We start from the raw sequence: 15,832 nt of genomic DNA on the forward strand, positions 1-15,832 counted from the left end.
GCATGAGCACCGAACTGCACCAGCCCACCCCCGCGTTGGAGTCCGGGACGGCGACCGCGCTGCTGCGCTTCGCCACCGCGGGCTCCGTCGACGACGGCAAGTCGACCCTGGTCGGCCGACTGCTCCACGACTCCAAGTCGATCCTCACCGACCAGTTGGAGGCGGTCACCACCGCCTCCCAGAACCGCGGCCAGGAGGCCCCCGACCTGGCGCTGCTGACCGACGGGCTGCGCGCCGAGCGCGAGCAGGGCATCACCATCGACGTGGCCTACCGCTACTTCGCCACCGCCCGGCGCCGCTTCATCCTGGCCGACACCCCGGGCCACGTTCAGTACACCCGCAACATGGTCACCGGCGCCTCCACCGCCGAGCTGGCCGTGGTCCTGGTCGACGCCCGCAACGGCGTGGTCCAGCAGACCCGCCGGCACGCCGCGGTCGCCGCGCTGCTGCGGGTCCCGCACGTCGTGCTGGCCGTCAACAAGATGGACCTGGTCGACTACGCGGAGCCGGTCTTCGCAGCCATCGCCGAGGAGTTCAACGCCTACGCAGCCTCGCTCGGCGTCCCGGACGTGACCGCGATCCCAATCTCGGCGCTGGCCGGGGACAACGTGGTCGAGCCCTCCGCGCACATGGACTGGTACGGCGGCCCGACCCTGCTGGAGCACCTGGAGACGGTGCCGGTCGGCTCCGACCCCTCGGACGAGCCGGCCCGCTTCCCGGTCCAGTACGTCATCCGCCCGCAGAGCGCCGAGCACCTGGACTACCGCGGCTATGCCGGCCAGCTGGCCTCCGGCGTGCTGCGGGCCGGCGACCCGGTGACGGTGCTGCCGTCCGGGCTGACCACCACCGTGGCCGGGATCGACGTGCTCGGCAAGCAGACCGACATCGCCTGGGCCCCGCAGTCGGTGACGGTCCGTCTGGCCGACGACATCGACGTCTCCCGGGGCGACCTGATCGCGGCCGGGGCGGCCCCCGAGCCGACCCAGGACGTGCTGGCGACCGTCTCGCACCTGCACGAGCGGCCGCTGCGGGTCGGCGACCGGGTGCTGCTCAAGCACACCACCCGCACGGTCCGCGCGATCGTCAAGGAGCTGCCCTACCGGATCGACATCGACACCCTGGACCGGGTCCCCCAGCCGGAGAGCCTCCAGGTCAACGACATCGGCCAGGTGGTGCTGCGCACCGCCGAACCTCTGGCGCTGGACCGCTACGCAGTGAACCGGCACACCGGATCGTTCCTGCTGATCGACCAGGCCGACGGCACCACGCTCACCGCCGGCATGGTCGGCGAAGCGTTCTGACCGGCACAACCGAGGAAGGGAAGCACACGATGGGCGGCGAGGCTTTCTCCCGCATGGCGAAGGAAGGCGGGCGGGTCGGCAGCGGCGCGCTCGGTGCGGGACAGGGCGGCATAGCCGACTGTCGCGGCACGGGCTGTTGACGCTCCGTCACACCTCCTGTTCCTTCCTGCCGACCATCGTTAAGGACCCCTCCATGTCTGCTCTCTCCCGCACCCGCACCAGACGTTCACTCGCCGCGGCCGGTGCCGGTCTGGCCGTCGTCGGTCTGCTCAGCGCCTGCGGCTACGGTTCCAAGTCGGACTCCACGTCCGGAGCCACCTCGGCCGCCGCCTCCGGTTCCGCCACCGGCGCCAAGCTCTCGGCGGACACCGTCCACATCGGCTACTTCGCCAACCTGACCCACGCGACGCCGCTGATCGGGATCCAGAACGGGCAGTTCCAGAAGGACCTGGGCTCGACCACCATCAAGACCCAGATCTTCAACGCCGGCCCCTCCGAGATCGAGGCACTGAACTCCGGCGCCATCGACATCGCCTGGATCGGCCCCTCCCCGTCCATCAACGGCTATGTGAAGTCCAACGGCGCGGCGCTGAAGATCATCTCCGGTGCCACCACCGGTGGTGCGGAGCTGGTGGTCAACCCCGCGAAGATCAAGAGCATCGCGGACCTCAAGGGCAAGAAGATCGCCACCCCGCAGCTGGCCAACACCCAGGACGTGGCGCTGCTCAACTTCCTCTCCACCAAGGGCTTCAAGGTGGACGCCAAGTCCGGCAAGGGCGACGTCTCGGTGGTCCGCACCGACAACTCGCTCACCCCGACCGCCTACCAGACCGGTGCCATCGACGGCGCCTGGGTGCCCGAGCCCACCGCCTCCAAGCTGGTGGCCGAGGGCGCGAAGATCCTGGTCGACGAGAAGAGCCTGTGGCCGGACGGCAAGTTCGTGTCCACCAACGTGATCGTCTCGCAGACCTTCCTGAAGGCGCACCCCGACGTGGTCCAGGCCGTGCTCAAGGCGTCCGTGGACACCAACGCCTGGATCACCGCCAACCCGGCCGAGGCCAAGACCGACGCCAACGCCGCGCTGAAGACCCTCACCAAGAAGGCCCTGTCGACCTCGGTGCTGGACGCCGCCTGGTCCGAACTGGCGGTCACCAACGACCCGCTGGCCTCCTCGCTGCAGACCGAGGCCCAGCACGCGGTCACCGCGGGTCTGCTGGCCAAGCCCGACCTGACCGGCATCTACGACCTCACGCTGCTCAACAAGGTCCTCACCGCGGCGGGGCAGCCGACCGTCTCCGCGGCAGGGCTCGGCACCCAGTGACCGGCACGCAGTGACACGCTCCGGGTCCCGTCCCGCATCCATGTCGATGCCTGCGGGACGGGCCCCGGCCCCACCCCGTCCGCACCACGTCCCTTTTCCCGCACCGTTCCAGGAGGTGACCGAATGGCTTCGGTAGTCACCGACCAACTGCCCGGCCCCGCCCTCGCCACGGAACCGCCCGCCGTGACGCTCGACCACGTCAGCAAGTCGTTCGGCCGTCCCGGCGCAGAACACCCCGTGCTCGACGACATCACCCTCAGCGTCGCCCCCGGCGAGTTCGTCTGCCTCCTGGGCGCCTCCGGCTGCGGCAAGTCGACCCTGCTCAACCTGGTCGCCGGGCTGGACCGGCCCAGCAGCGGCACCATCGAGGTCCCCGGCGGCCGCGCCGCGCTGATGTTCCAGGAGCACGCGCTGTTCCCCTGGCTGACCGCCGGGCAGAACATCGAGCTGGCGCTGCGGCTGCGCGGCCTGCCGCGCGCCGAGCGCCGCCCCGAGGCCGAGCGGCTGCTGGAGCTGGTCCGCCTCGGCGGCGCCCACCGCAAGCGGGTGCACGAGCTCTCCGGCGGCATGCGCCAGCGCGTCGCCCTGGCCCGCGCGCTCGCCCAGGACGCCAAGGTGCTGCTGATGGACGAGCCCTTCGCCGCCCTGGACGCCATCACCCGCGACGTGCTGCACGAGGAGCTCACCCGGATCTGGGCCGAGACGGCCGTCTCGGTCGTCTTCGTCACCCACAACGTCCGCGAGGCCGTCCGGCTGGCCCAGCGGGTGGTCCTGCTGTCCTCGCGGCCCGGACGGATCGCCCGCGAGTGGCGGATCGACCTGCCGCAGCCGCGCCGTATCGAGGATGCCGCGGTCGCGGACCTCTCCGTCGAGATCACCGACCAGCTCCGAGGGGAGATCCGCCGCCATGTCCAGCACTGAGCAGCTGACCGAGGCGGCCCCCGAGGCCGCCGGGAACGTCACCGGAAACGTCACCGCAAACGTCACCGACAAGGCCGCCGACGACGCCGCACTGGGGGCCGGCCTCGACGCCCTGGAGACCCAGACCGTCGAACGCACCCCGCTGCGCTCCATCCTGATCAGCAAGGTGGTCCCGCCGCTGGTCGCGATAGCCCTGGTGCTGCTGGTCTGGCAGCTCGCCTACGCGGCCCACATCAAACGGCCCGACCTGCTGCCCAGCCCGCTGGACGTCTGGAACAGCCTCTACGACCAGTGGCTGCAGGGCACCATCCTCGGCACCATCTGGACCTCGCTGTCCCGCGGCGCCCTGGGCTTCCTGGCCTCGGTCGTCATCGGCACGCCGCTGGGCCTGCTGGTCGCCAAGGTGAAGCCGGTCCGGGCGGCCATCGGGCCGATCCTGTCCGGGCTGCAGTCCATCCCGTCGGTCGCCTGGGTCCCGGCCGCCGTCATCTGGTTCGGACTCAGCAACGCCACCATCTACGCCGTGGTGCTGCTCGGTGCCGTCCCCTCCATCGCCAACGGCCTGGTCGCCGGCGTGGACCAGGTCCAGCCGCTGTACCTGCGGGCCGGACGCACCCTGGGCGCCACCGGGCTGCGCGGCATCTGGTTCGTGCTGCTCCCGGCCTCGCTGCCGGGCTACCTGGCCGGGCTGAAGCAGGGCTGGGCCTTCGCCTGGCGCTCGCTGATGGCCGCCGAGCTGATCGCCAGTTCGCCGGCGCTGGGCCTGGGCCTGGGGCAGTCGCTGGAGAACGCCCGCGAGGTCCAGGACATGCCGGGGGTGCTCTCCACCATCCTGCTGATCCTGATCGTCGGCATCGGCATCGAGCTGCTGATCTTCGCCCCGATGGAGCGTCGGGTGCTGCGCTCGCGCGGGCTGCTGGTGGCCCGTCGATGACCACCGGCTCCACCCTGCTCCTGGTCGCGCACGGCAGCCGCGACCCGCGCCACGCCGCCACGGTCACCGACCTGGCGGCGCTGGTGCGGGCGCAGCGGCCCGACCTGCCGGTCGAGGTGGGCTATCTGGACCACTGCGCGCCCCGGATCCCGCAGGTGCTGGAGTCGCTCGGCGGGCGACCCGTCGCACCCCCCGGTGAACCCGCGGCACCCGCCTGGTTCCGGGACCAGGTCGTCGCGATCCCGCTGCTGCTGAACCACGCCTTCCACGCCCGCAGCGACATCCCGGCGGTGCTGGCGGAGGCCGCGTCGCGGCAGCACGGGCTGACCGTCCGCCAGGGCGCGGTGCTGGGCCCCTCGCCGCTGCTGCTGGACGCCCTGGACCGGCGTCTGGCCGAGGCGGGGGTACGTCCCTCGGCGCGGACCGGGGTCGTCCTGGCCGCCGCAGGCTCCTCCGACCCGGCCGCCAACGCGGTGACCCGCGAGGTCGCCGCCGACTGGCAGCGGACCCGCGGCTGGGGCGCGGTCGAGGTCGCCCACGCCTCCGCCGCCCCGCCCCGGGTCGCCGACGCGGTCGCCGCGCTGCGCGCCCGCGGTCTGACGGACATCGCCGTCGCCCCCTACCTGCTGGCCCCTGGCCTGCTCCCGGACCGCATCGCCGCCGAGGCGTCGGCGGCGGGTGTCGACACCGTCGCCGCGCCGCTGGGTGCGACCCCGGAGCTGGCCCGGCTGCTGCTGCGCCGCCACGACGAGGCACTGCGGACTGCCACCCGGCGCGCCTCGCTCGCCGCCTGACCCATAATCAGGTGACCCGGGCCGCAGCCGCCCGCTACCTTCGCCGCATGTCCGAATCCACATCCGACAAGCGAATGGTGAGAACCTCCAAGTTCCTCTCGCTGGTGCTGCGGCACGACCCCGACCGCATCGGCCTGACCCTGGACCCGGCCGGCTGGGTCGAGGTCGACGTCCTGCTGAGCGCCCTCGCGGCGCACAACCACCGGCTGACCCGGGAGCAGCTCGACCTCGTCGTCGAGCAGAACGACAAGCGCCGCTTCGCCTTCGACCCGACCGGCACCCGGATCAGGGCCAGCCAGGGCCACTCCGTCCCGGTCGACCTCGGCTACGAGGACGCCGAGCCGCCGGCGCAGCTCTTCCACGGCACCCATCCGCAGGTGCTGGACGCGATCCGGCGCGAGGGCCTGCGTCCGATGAACCGGCACGCCGTGCACCTGTCCGCCGACGCGGAGACCGCCACCCGGGTCGGGGCCCGCCGGGGCCGCCCGGTCGTCCTCACCGTCGACGCCGCCCGGATGGCGGCCGACGGCCACCGATTCCGGGTCAGCGCCAACGGCGTCTGGCTCACCGACGCCGTGCCGCCGGAGTACCTGGGGCATCCGGCCCGCTAGCTATCGACAGCATGCTGTCGAAGTGACAGAATGCTGTCATGACGAATCAGGCGGAGCAGACCCGCGCAGTCGCACCGATCGTCCATCTCGCCGTCTACGACGGCCTCGCCGACTGGGAGGCCGCACTCGCGGTCGCGCAGATCCGGAGCGGTACCTTCCAGATCGGCGGCGCCACCCACGACATCCGCACCGTCGGCGTCGACCGGGAGCCGGTCCGCACCATGGGCGGGGTGACCGTCGTCCCCGACCTGGGCCTGGACGGGCTCGCCCCCGCCGACAGCGCCATGCTGATCGTTCCCGGCGGCGGTTGCTGGGAGGCCGGCGACCACACCGAGTTCCCACTTAAGGGACGTCAGTTCCTGGACGCCGGTGTGCCGGTGGCGGCGATCTGCGGTGCCGTCTTCGGCTTCGGGGCGGCCGGGCTGCTGGACGACCGCGACCACACCGGGGCCGCTGCCGAGTACCTGGCGATGACCGGCTACCAGGGCGGCAAGCGGTACCAGGAGGCCGACGCCGTCAACGACCGCGGGCTGATCACCGCCGGTCCGACCGATTCGGTGGCCTTCGCCCGCGAGGTCATCGCACAGCTGGGCATCTGGCGGCCGGCCGTGCTGGACGCCTGGTTCCGGCTGTTCGGCCGCTCCGAATCGGCCGCGTACGGCGAGCTGATGGGCCTGGTCTCCGCCGCATGACCGACACCGCGCCCGCCGTCTCGCCCACCCTCGCACCCCTGGCCGCACCGCCCTCCCCCGGCGCCCTGCTCTCGGCCGCCGCGCTGGGCTCGTTCCGGGCCAACGGCCTGTTCCTGGAGGCCGCCGAGCAGTTGTCCCGCCCAATCGGGCTCACCGCCGCCCGCTGGCAGGTGCTGGGCGCCGTCCTGGTGGAACCGCTGACCGTGGCCGGCATCGCCAGGGCGATGGGCATCACCCGGCAGAGCGTCCAGCGGCTGGCGGACCTGCTGGTGGAACAGGGCCTGGCCGAGTACCGGCCCAACCCGGCGCACCGCCGGGCCAAGCTGATCCTGGCCACCGAGGCGGGCCGCGCCGCCGTGCACGCCATCGGACCGGCCCACGGCGAGCTGGCCCGGCAACTGGTCGACCGCCTCGGCCCGCAACGGCTGGCCGAGGCGGTGACCGCACTGGAGGCGCTGTCCGACGCGATGGCGGACATCCTGGACGACCGCCACGACGGCCAGGGCACTACCGGGTGACGTAGAGGTCCGAGTCGGGGAAGGTCCGGACCGAGCCGTCGGTGTAGCTGACGGTGACGGTGTCGCCTCCCGGGGTGGCCCACATGTCCGCGACCGGCCACCAGGCGGTCCAGCGGTTGTTCTGGATGTGCGCCGTGGTCCGGTGACCGCCCGAGTTCACCGTCACGCTGCGGACGCCGTTGCCTGCGAATCCGGTGCTGTAGCCGAATCCCGCCTTGCCCTTGCCCACGCCGTGGGCGCCGCCGGTGTCGATCAGGACGGCCCGGTCGGCCAGCTTCGCCGGAACCGGGTCCAGGGTGTCCCAGAAGCCCTGGCCGCCGGAGCCAGCCATGCACAGGAACACGTTCCCGGCCCGTGAGACGATCTCGCTGGCGATCGATCCGCGCAGGTCGGCGACGGTCACGGTCTGCGGGCTGCCGTTGCCAGGGGCGTCCTGGAGGGCGCGGTCGCACCACTTCGCCCCCGAGCCGTCCGCCGTCGCGGGAGCGGCGTCGCTGGTCCAGGAGGCCAGCTCGGCCGAGGTGAACATGGGGGCGTGCGGGCTGCCGTAGGAGATCAGGTCGCGGACGCGCTGGACCGCGGTGGGGGCGACCACCACGGCCGCGCAGGCCGCGGCCGCCGTCAGCAGACCGGTGGCCAGCAGGATCCGACCGGTCCGCCGGCGACGCCTCGGGGCCGGGACGGTCCGGGGGCCGTGCCCCTCGGTGCGGATGCTCTGCAGCAGCGCCTCGCAGCGGGCGGCCTCCGCCAGGGTGAGCTCCCGGGCCGGGGCCGGGTCGTGCCCGGAGAGCAGCAGGTCCAGGTCGAGGTTCTCGGTCATCGGGTTTCCGTTCTCGGTGGCAGGGGCGACGGCAGGGGCGACGGCGGCAGCACTGCGGTCCTTGCGGCGCCTCATCGGGCACCGCGCTGGGCCGGGACGAACGGGACGGCCGGGGCCGTGAGTTGCAGCAGTTCCCGCAGCCGCGCCCGGGCCCGGGACAGCCGCATCCGGAACGCCGAGGGCGAGCAGCCGAGCACGTCGGCGGCCTGGACATCGCTCAGCCCGTCCCAGACCACCAGGGCCAGCGCCTCCTGATCGCCCGCAGAGAGCCGGCGCCAGGCGTCGGCGAGATCCAGCCGGGCGTCGACGTGCGGAGCCGGATCATGGCCGGGGTCCGGCCGTTCGGCTATCCGCACCGCCAGTGCCTGCCGCCGGCGGCGGCCGCGGCCAGCGTTGAGCATCGCGTTCCGGGCCGTCGCGAAGAGCCAGGGCCGCACCTCGGCGGGCAGTTCGCCGCGCTTGCGCCAGGCCGTCAGGAAGGTCTCCCCGACGATGTCGTCGGCCTGCGCGGGCTCGGCCCTGCGGGCGACGAACCTCAGCACGTCGGGGTAGTGCTCCCGGTACATCGCCTCGTACTCGGCTTCGGTGCGGATCGCCATGGGTGTCCTCTCAGAAGGCGTCACCTCTACATGTCCGGACGGGTCCGAACCGCAACAGGTGAGGGCCGCCGTACCGAAGTACGACGGCCCTCACCTGCGTGTGCTGTTCAGCGCCCCGACCGGGCAGCTACCTCCGCGAGGCGGAGTCCACGTCGTCGCTCTCGTCCAGCGACGCCGGGACGTTGCCCGCAACCACGAGGCTCTCGCCGGGGCCGGCGGAGCGGCGGTCGGCGCGGCCGGGCCACCAGGCGGCGTGCCCGATCAGCGCGGTCAGCGACGGGGTGAAGAACATCGCCATGACGAAGGCCGCGATCACGATGCCGAAGCTGATCGAGAAGCCCATCTCGGCGAACAGGGTGTTCCCGGCCAGCATCATGCTGGCGAAGGTCCCGGCCAGGATCGCGCCGGCGGCCGCCACGGTGGGACCGGCGTGGCGCAGCGCCTGCGCGGCCGCCTCCCTCGGCTCGCGGCCCTCGCGGGCCTCCTCGCGCAGTCGGGAGATCATCAGGATGTTGTAGTCCGTCCCGATGGCCACCACGAACAGGTACATGAACACCGGGAGCATGAACATCAGCCCCGACTGGTTCTGGATGTGCTGGAAGATCAGCACGGTGGCGCCCAGGGTGGCCGCGAAGCCCAGGCCGACCGAGGCCATCAGGTACCAGGGCGCGACCACGCTTCGCAGCATCAGGCCCAGGATCAGCATGATCAGGATGCCGGCGACCGGGAAGACCACCAGGTAGTCGTGGTTGATCGCCTTGTTGATGTCCTTGTAGATCGCGGAGACACCGCCGACCAGCGCCTTGTCACCGTTGGGTGCGTTGGCGTGGGCGACCGAGCGGATGCTGTCCACCGTGTTCATGGCGGCCGAGCTCTGCGGGTCGTACTTGAGGATCACCGAGATGCTGGCGGTGCTGGCGTCCTTGTTGTAGGTCGCCGGGGACACCGTGCTCACACCGGGGACCGTGGTGATCTTCTGGTCGAAGGCGGCCACCGCGGTCTTGTCCAGCGGCGCGCCGCTCTCCGAGGTCAGGTAGATCTGGGTGGGCTGGGCGGCGCCGGCGCTGTAGGCCTTGGTCATGATGTCCTGGACGACCATCGACTCCTTGGTCTTGGGCATCGAGCCCGAGGCGAAGTCGAAGCTGGCCTTGTAGCTGGTGGCGACGAGCGCCAGGACGACCATCAGCAGGCCGGAGACGATGGCCACCAGGGCGGGCCTGCGCTGCACGCCGCGGCCGACCTTGGCGAAGGCCGAGCCCTGCGGCTCGACCTGCCACTTCTTGGACGGCCAGAACAGCACCCGCGGCGGGATCAGCGAGAAGACGGCGGGGACCAGGGTCAGACCGGCGATCAGGGTGACGCCGACCGAGATGGCCAGCGCCGGGCCCATCTGCTTGAGGAAGGAGACCGAGGAGAGCGAGAGCGCCAGGAAGGCGATGATGACCGCGCCGGCGGCGGAGGCGATGGCCTCGCCGACCCGGCCGACGGCCGTGATCATGGCCTCCTTGGAGTCGTCACCCGCCCGCAGCCGCTCTCGGTAACGGAACATCAGGAACAGGATGTAGTCGGTGCCCACACCGAACAGCACCACGATCAGGATGCCGGACACCGAGGAGTTGGACTCCAGCCCGAGCAGCTTGGTGATGTCGGCGATCAGACCGTTGGCGGCCATCGCGACCACGCCGATGAGCAGCAGCGGCAGGATCGCCATCAGCGGCGCACGGAAGATCAGGATCATCGCCACGATGATGATCACGAAGGTGCCGATGCCGATCAGCGACTGACCGCGCTTGGACGCGTCCTGCTGGTCGAGGACCTGGGCCGCCGAGCCACCGAGCTTGGCGTTGATGTCGGTGCCCTTGGTCAGCGTCGCCAGGTCGGCGCGCAACGCCTTGGCCGCGTCCGCCTGCGAGGGCTGGCCGTTGCTCTTGTCGTCCATCTTGACGAGGCTGAGGCCGTACTTGCCGTCGGAGGAGTAGGCGCCCGGGAAGACCCCCTGGACGTCCTTGATGGTCTCCTTGTTCAGCTGCGTGGTGATCGAGGAGATCTCGGCCTTGTCGGCCGCGGTCAGCTGCTGGCCGTCGGTGCGCTGGAACAGCGCCTCGGCGGCCGGGGTGAAGGCCGCCGGGAAGGCCTTCTGCTGGAGCGTCATCGCCTGGATGGACTCGTAGCTCTTCGGCAGGAAGCTGCTCTCGTCACTGTTGGACGCCAGCGTCGGCGCCGTCATGGCGATCACGACGGCCGCGACGATCCACGCCACGATCGTCCAGACCGGGTGACGCACGACGGTGCGTCCTATCCGATGAAACATCTGGGTGCGCCTCCAAGGCGTGGATCACTCCGCCCCGGCGACAGTGCACGGGCAGCGCGATCGGTTCGGCAGTGCTAGCCGGTCGGCAAGTAAGTGTGGTGTCGGCATCATAGGAAGCCGACTAGCCGCGCGGCAAGTCGGGTCCTTGGTCCTGCGGAGCTCACAGAAGCCTTAGATGTCCGGGACCTATCTTCACCCGCCGCCACCGGCGGTTTCCTCGTCCCCCGGGTGGAGTCCCCTCCCCCTCAGGGCGGAGACGGACCCTGAGGGGGACCGGGGGGCAGGGGTAGGGCTAGCCCCCGGGAGACCCTGGTGCCAGACCCAGGGAAGGCCCGCCCGCTGGCCGGATGTCCCGCCGGAAGCCCGCTCACTAGCTTCGTTGATGAGCTTCCGCACCCGCCCGTACCGTCCGCATCCGGCCCTGGGGGACCACCGTGACATCGCATGCCCGCACGAATTCGAAGCCGGGGGCGCAGACGCCCCGACGGCTGGGACTGGCCGCCGCCGTCGGCGGCTGGAGTGCCCGGCACCGCAAGACCGCCGTCCTCGGCTGGCTGCTGTTCGTCGTCCTGGCCACCGTCCTCGGCGGAATGGCCGGCAGTCTGCAGACCACCGACAAGGACAACGCCCTGGGCCAGTCCGGCCGGGCCGACCAGATGATCGCCGCGGCCGGGCTGCACTCACCGGCCACCGAGACCGTGCTGATCCAGAGCGGTTCCTTCACCGCCACCGACCCGCGCTTCCGCACCGTCGTCGACGACACAATGGCCGCCGTCAAGGCCACCGGCGCGACCTCGGCCGTGAAGTCCCCCTACACCAACGGCACCGTGGCCCCCGACGGCCACTCGGCGCTGGTCGTGGTCACCATGGCCGGCGACCCCGACACCGCTGCCGACCGGGTCGCCCCGGTGCTGGCCGCCGTCGCCGGCGTCCAGGCCCGCCACACCGACCTGACCGTCCAGGAGTTCGGCGACGCCAGCGCCGACAAGTGGTTCCAGGACGCCTTCAGCCACGACTTCAGCCGCGCCGAGTGGACGGCGGTGCCGCTGGCCCTGGGCATCCTGCTGATCGCCTTCGGCGCGCTGGTCGCAGCCGTACTGCCGGTGCTGCTCGCCCTCACCGCCTTCATCGCCGCCGGCGGGCTGGTCGCGCTGAGCAGCCATCTGCTGCACACCAGCGACGACGCATCCTCGGTGATGCTGCTGGTGGGGCTGGCCGTCGGCGTCGACTACTGCCTCTTCTACCTGCGCCGCGAGCGCGAGGAGCGGGCCAAGGGCCACTCCCCCGAGGCCGCGCTGAAGATCGCCGCGGCCACCTCCGGACGGGCCGTCATGGTCTCCGGGCTCACCGTGGTCGTCGCCATGGCCGGGATGTTCCTCACCGGCATCGCCGACTTCCAGGCCATGGGCATGGCCACCATCCTGGTCGTGATCACCGCGGTGCTGGGTTCGGTCACCGTCCTCCCGGCGCTGCTGTCGATGCTGGGCGACCGGGTGATGAAGGGACGGGTGCCGTTCCTGGGCCGTCGGATGATGCGCTCCACCGCCGGCGCCGGCGCCGAGGCCGGCAGCGCCTTCTGGCGGGCCGTGCTCGGCCGGGTGCTGCGCCGCCCGCTGGTCTCGGCCGGGCTGGCCACCGCCTTCCTGCTGGCCCTGGCCGTGCCGCTGCTCACCATGCACACCGCCAACCTGACCTTCGCCCAGCAACTGCCCAAGGGCAACCCGCTGGTGGCCACCCAGCAGAAGATCGCCGCCGCCTTCCCCGGCAACCCCAACCAGGCCACCGTGGTGATCAAGTCCGACCGGCTGGACTCGCCCGCGATGGCCACCGCCCTCGCCGACTTCAAGTCCCGCGCCGTGGCCACCGGACTGCTGCACGACCCGATCACGGTCACCCGCCACCCGGCCCAGCAGATCGAGACCGTTGACGTGCCGATGGCCGGCAGCGGCAACGACAGGACCAGCAGCGACGCCCTCGCCGCACTGCGCGGCACGCTGGTCCCGGACACCTTCGGCAAGGTCGCCGGCACCGAGGCCGCGGTCACCGGTCAGACGGCCGGCTCCGAGGACTTCAACGCGCAGATGACCGGCAGCCTGCTGCCCGTGTTCGCCTTCGTGATGGGCTTCGCCTTCCTGCTGATGCTGCTCTCCTTCCGCTCGGTCACCGTGGCGCTGACCGCGCTGGCGCTCAACCTGCTCTCGGTCGCCGCCTCCTACGGGGCGCTGACGCTGGTCTTCCAGCACGGAGTGGGCGCCTCGCTGCTGGGCACCTCGGGCGTGGGCGCGATCGAGACCTGGGTCCCGCTGTTCCTCTTCGTCATCCTGTTCGGGCTGAGCATGGACTACCACGTGTTCGTGGTCTCCCGGATCAAGGAGGCGCACGACCGGGGCCTGTCCACCCGGGCGGCCGTCGCCCACGGCATCACCACCACGGCCGGAGTGGTCACCAGCGCGGCGACCATCATGGTGGCGGTGTTCGCGGTCTTCGGCACCCTGGACATGCAGTCCATGAAGCAGATGGGCATCGGCCTGGCCGTGGCCGTCCTGATCGACGCGACGGTGATCCGCGCGGTGCTGCTGCCCTCGGTGATGAGCCTGCTGGGCGAGCGCAACTGGTGGCTGCCCCGCTGGCTGGGCTGGCTGCCCGAGCTGGGCCACGGCGAACCGACCGCGGAGCCGGCCGAGCCGCGCCGCGAGGTCCCCGCCCCCGCACCGGCCCCGGCGCCCGTCTACAGCACCCAGGACGGCTTCTGATCTGACGAACCGTTCGCGCCGCCCGGGCGTATACCCCCGGTAGCGCCCCGATTACCCGGTCGGCTGACCCTCTCCACACGGGGGGAGAGGGTCAGCTGACCGCCGCGCGGGTCGGCCAGTCGACGTTCACCACCGCGTGCGGGTCCTTCTTCCGCAGCCACTCCTGAAGCCCCGTCGCCCAGGCCGCATACCAGCCGACCTGACGGGTGTGCAGCTCCGCCGGGTCCAGGCCGCCGACCTCCTGCGGGTACTTCCGGCCCAGCGCCAGCGCCACGTGCAGCGCCGCCAGCGCGTCGCTGCCGGCCCGGTGCGCGTCGGCCAGCTCCACCCCGTACACCGCGCAGGCGCTCTGCAGGGTGCGCGAACCCTTGCGGTAGCGGTCCACCGCGCGGTCCACCGCCAGCGGGTCCAGCACCGGCCCCGGGGCCCGCCCGCCCAGCCGCTGCTCCAGCGAGGGCAGTCCGTACCGGCGCAGCTCGGCGGAGAGCAGGCTGAGGTCGAACGAGGCGTTGAAGACCACCACCGGGACCCCGGCCCGCCAGTACTCGCAGAGCGCGGCCGCGACCTCCTCGGCGACCTCGGCCGCCGGACGGCCCTCGGCCACGGCGCGGTCGGTGACGATCCCGTGGATCGCCGCGGCCTCGTCCGGGATGGCGACGCCGGGGTCGGCGAGCCAGTCCCGCTCGCGCACCACCTCGCCGCCCTCGGCCTCCACCAGCGCGGCGGTGACGATCCGCGACTCGGCGGGGTCGGTCCCGGTGGTCTCCAGGTCGAATCCGACCAGGGTGTCGTGCAGCCAGCTCATGGCGTGTCGTCCTCTCGTCCGCGTGCGTCACCATCATCCCGCGCACCACTGACAACAGGACGGGGGGTCAGGACACCGAGCGGGAGTCGCTCCAGGCGCCCTCGAACTCCTCCTGGTAGACCTGGAACAGGCCGGGTTCCGGGGGCCGTCCGGAGAGGATCGGGCCCGGCGTCCCGCCGCGCAGCACCAGCGCCGGGGACTCTATCCCGCGCGAGCGCCGCAGGTAGGCCTGGACCACGCCGAGCCCGTCCGGGCCGTCCCCGTCGACCAGGTAGGCGGAGAAGCGCGGCATCTCGTCGTAGACCCGGATCTCGAAGGAGCCGGCGTCCCGCAGCCGGGCCCGGACCCGGCGGACGTGCATGATGTTGGTCTCCACGGCCTTGCCCAGCTCGCCGCGCCCGATGCCGAGCTCCCGCTCGCGGCGGCGCAGCGCGCTGCTGGCCGGGTTGAGGAAGAGCAGCCGGATCCGGCAGCCGCTGTCGGCCAGGCCGACCAGCCGCCGCCCGGTGAAGTTCTGGCACAGCAGGTTGAGCGAGATCCCCACCGCGTCCAGCCGGCGGGCCCCGGCCAGCAGGTCCTCCACCGGCAGGTCGCGCTGCAGCCTGACCCGGTCCGGGTGCACCCCGATGACGTCGGCGTAGCGGTCGCCCACCAGTTCCTCGACCACGTCCACCGGGGCCCGCAGCCGGGTGGCGTCGACCCGGCCGTCCAGCAGCTGCAGCAGCCGGGCGGCCGCCCGCTCGGCCTGGGCCAGCACGTTCTCGGACAGCGCCCGGTTGCGGGAGACCACGTGCCGGGCGACCTCCAGCTCGTCCAGCGCGACCTCGACCTCCCGACGGTCGCTCAGGAACGGCTCGAAGCACGGCCAGTGCTGCACCATCAGCTCGCGCAGCTGCGGCAGCGTGAGAAACACCACAAGGTTGTCGTCGTCCGGGTCCAGCAGGTAGCCCTTGCGCCGGCTGACCTCGCGGACCGCGCCGGCCCGCTGCACCCACTCCTCGCCGGCCGGTCCGGCGGCGGCGATCACCCAGTCCTCGCCGTGCACCGGCTCGTAGACCGGGCGCAGCACCTCGGCGACCACCGAGCGCAGCCGCTGCTCGACCAGGTTCAGCCAGACGTAGGCGCGGCCGGCCCTGCGGACCCGCAGCCTGGCCTCGTCCCAGGCGGCGGCGGGCCAGGCCAGCGACGGCTCCATCGGCCCCGGCTGGTGCGGTACGGTCCGCCCCGGGCCGCCTCGGACGACCGTGGTCGGGGCCTCTCCCCGCGCCGTGCCTCCTGCGGCACCCCCGTCGGGGACGACCATCCCGGACCTCACCGTTCCTTTCGACCCCGCTGAACGCAGCGGGCACACGACGTCAACCGCAGCGCTGCCGGGCAGTCGCCGAACCGTCGCCGACAACGTACCGCGCCGGAGCGCCCGCAGTAGCCCGTCCGGGTGACTCCGGACGATCA

The 15,832-nt window shown here is 72.1% G+C and carries 14 protein-coding genes; 9 read left to right on the forward strand and 5 right to left on the reverse strand.

Translation table 11 applies throughout. From position 1 onward, the window contains the following. Positions 1-2: 2 nt before the first annotated feature. The 8 genes from IF29_RS0100640 (at position 3) to IF29_RS0100675 (ending at position 7,092) form a co-directional block, all read left to right on the forward strand. Complete coding sequence (locus tag IF29_RS0100640; RefSeq protein WP_051724730.1) at positions 3-1,301, forward strand: sulfate adenylyltransferase subunit 1; 1,299 nt, start codon at positions 3-5, stop codon at positions 1,299-1,301. 193 nt (positions 1,302-1,494) lie between these two features. Beyond that, positions 1,495-2,622, forward strand: coding sequence for an aliphatic sulfonate ABC transporter substrate-binding protein (locus tag IF29_RS0100645; RefSeq protein ID WP_030248186.1), 1,128 nt, complete (start codon positions 1,495-1,497; stop codon positions 2,620-2,622). A gap of 123 nt (positions 2,623-2,745) precedes the next feature. Then, positions 2,746-3,543 carry an ABC transporter ATP-binding protein gene (locus IF29_RS0100650; RefSeq protein ID WP_030248194.1) on the forward strand — a complete coding sequence of 266 codons (798 nt, stop codon included), beginning with the start codon at positions 2,746-2,748 and terminating at the stop codon, positions 3,541-3,543. After that, positions 3,530-4,477 (forward strand): ABC transporter permease, encoded by a 948-nt coding sequence (locus IF29_RS0100655; protein WP_030248195.1) that lies wholly within the window; start codon positions 3,530-3,532, stop codon positions 4,475-4,477. Before IF29_RS0100650 ends, IF29_RS0100655 begins: the two co-directional genes overlap by 14 nt. Beyond that, positions 4,474-5,271: a sirohydrochlorin chelatase gene (locus IF29_RS0100660; protein ID WP_030248197.1), complete on the forward strand. Its 798-nt coding sequence runs from the start codon at positions 4,474-4,476 to the stop codon at positions 5,269-5,271. The genes IF29_RS0100655 and IF29_RS0100660 overlap by 4 nt, the downstream gene beginning before the upstream one ends. 47 nt (positions 5,272-5,318) lie before the next feature. Continuing rightward, positions 5,319-5,882 carry an RNA 2'-phosphotransferase gene (locus IF29_RS0100665; RefSeq protein ID WP_030248199.1) on the forward strand — a complete coding sequence of 188 codons (564 nt, stop codon included), beginning with the start codon at positions 5,319-5,321 and terminating at the stop codon, positions 5,880-5,882. 38 nt (positions 5,883-5,920) lie between these two features. Then, positions 5,921-6,574: a DJ-1/PfpI family protein gene (locus IF29_RS0100670; protein ID WP_030248201.1), complete on the forward strand. Its 654-nt coding sequence runs from the start codon at positions 5,921-5,923 to the stop codon at positions 6,572-6,574. Beyond that, a complete protein-coding gene (locus IF29_RS0100675) occupies positions 6,571-7,092 on the forward strand; it encodes a MarR family winged helix-turn-helix transcriptional regulator (RefSeq protein ID WP_051724731.1) in 522 nt (173 codons plus the stop codon). The genes IF29_RS0100670 and IF29_RS0100675 overlap by 4 nt, the downstream gene beginning before the upstream one ends. On the opposite strand, the gene IF29_RS0100680 is transcribed toward IF29_RS0100675, so the two are convergent. The 3 genes from IF29_RS0100680 to IF29_RS0100690 all read right to left on the reverse strand — a co-directional run bounded on the left by IF29_RS0100680 (position 7,082) and on the right by IF29_RS0100690 (position 10,822). Then, positions 7,082-7,912, reverse strand: coding sequence for a hypothetical protein (locus tag IF29_RS0100680; protein WP_030248205.1), 831 nt, complete (start codon positions 7,910-7,912; stop codon positions 7,082-7,084). The two genes, IF29_RS0100675 and IF29_RS0100680, sit on opposite strands and share 11 nt — an antisense overlap. A gap of 71 nt (positions 7,913-7,983) precedes the next feature. Next, complete coding sequence (locus tag IF29_RS0100685; protein ID WP_030248207.1) at positions 7,984-8,511, reverse strand: RNA polymerase sigma factor; 528 nt, start codon at positions 8,509-8,511, stop codon at positions 7,984-7,986. A 127-nt stretch (positions 8,512-8,638) separates the two neighbouring features. Beyond that, entirely contained in the window at positions 8,639-10,822 is a 2,184-nt protein-coding gene (locus tag IF29_RS0100690) for an MMPL family transporter (RefSeq protein ID WP_030248209.1), read from the reverse strand. Between the two features lie 434 nt (positions 10,823-11,256). On the opposite strand from IF29_RS0100690, the gene IF29_RS0100695 reads away from it, so the two are divergent. Then, positions 11,257-13,575 carry an MMPL family transporter gene (locus tag IF29_RS0100695; protein ID WP_232241962.1) on the forward strand — a complete coding sequence of 773 codons (2,319 nt, stop codon included), beginning with the start codon at positions 11,257-11,259 and terminating at the stop codon, positions 13,573-13,575. Positions 13,576-13,666: 91 nt separating this feature from the next. On the opposite strand, the gene IF29_RS0100700 is transcribed toward IF29_RS0100695, so the two are convergent. Both IF29_RS0100700 and IF29_RS0100705 read right to left on the reverse strand, forming a co-directional pair. Beyond that, complete coding sequence (locus IF29_RS0100700) at positions 13,667-14,380, reverse strand: exonuclease domain-containing protein (RefSeq protein ID WP_030248212.1); 714 nt, start codon at positions 14,378-14,380, stop codon at positions 13,667-13,669. A gap of 67 nt (positions 14,381-14,447) precedes the next feature. After that, on the reverse strand, positions 14,448-15,683 hold the full coding sequence (locus IF29_RS0100705; protein ID WP_157623499.1) for an SAV2148 family HEPN domain-containing protein: 1,236 nt from the start codon (positions 15,681-15,683) through the stop codon (positions 14,448-14,450). Between the last annotated feature and the right edge of the window lie 149 nt (positions 15,684-15,832).

It is taken from the genome of Streptacidiphilus jeojiense, assembly GCF_000719095.1.
GTDB classification, from domain to species: domain Bacteria; phylum Actinomycetota; class Actinomycetes; order Streptomycetales; family Streptomycetaceae; genus Streptacidiphilus; species Streptacidiphilus jeojiensis.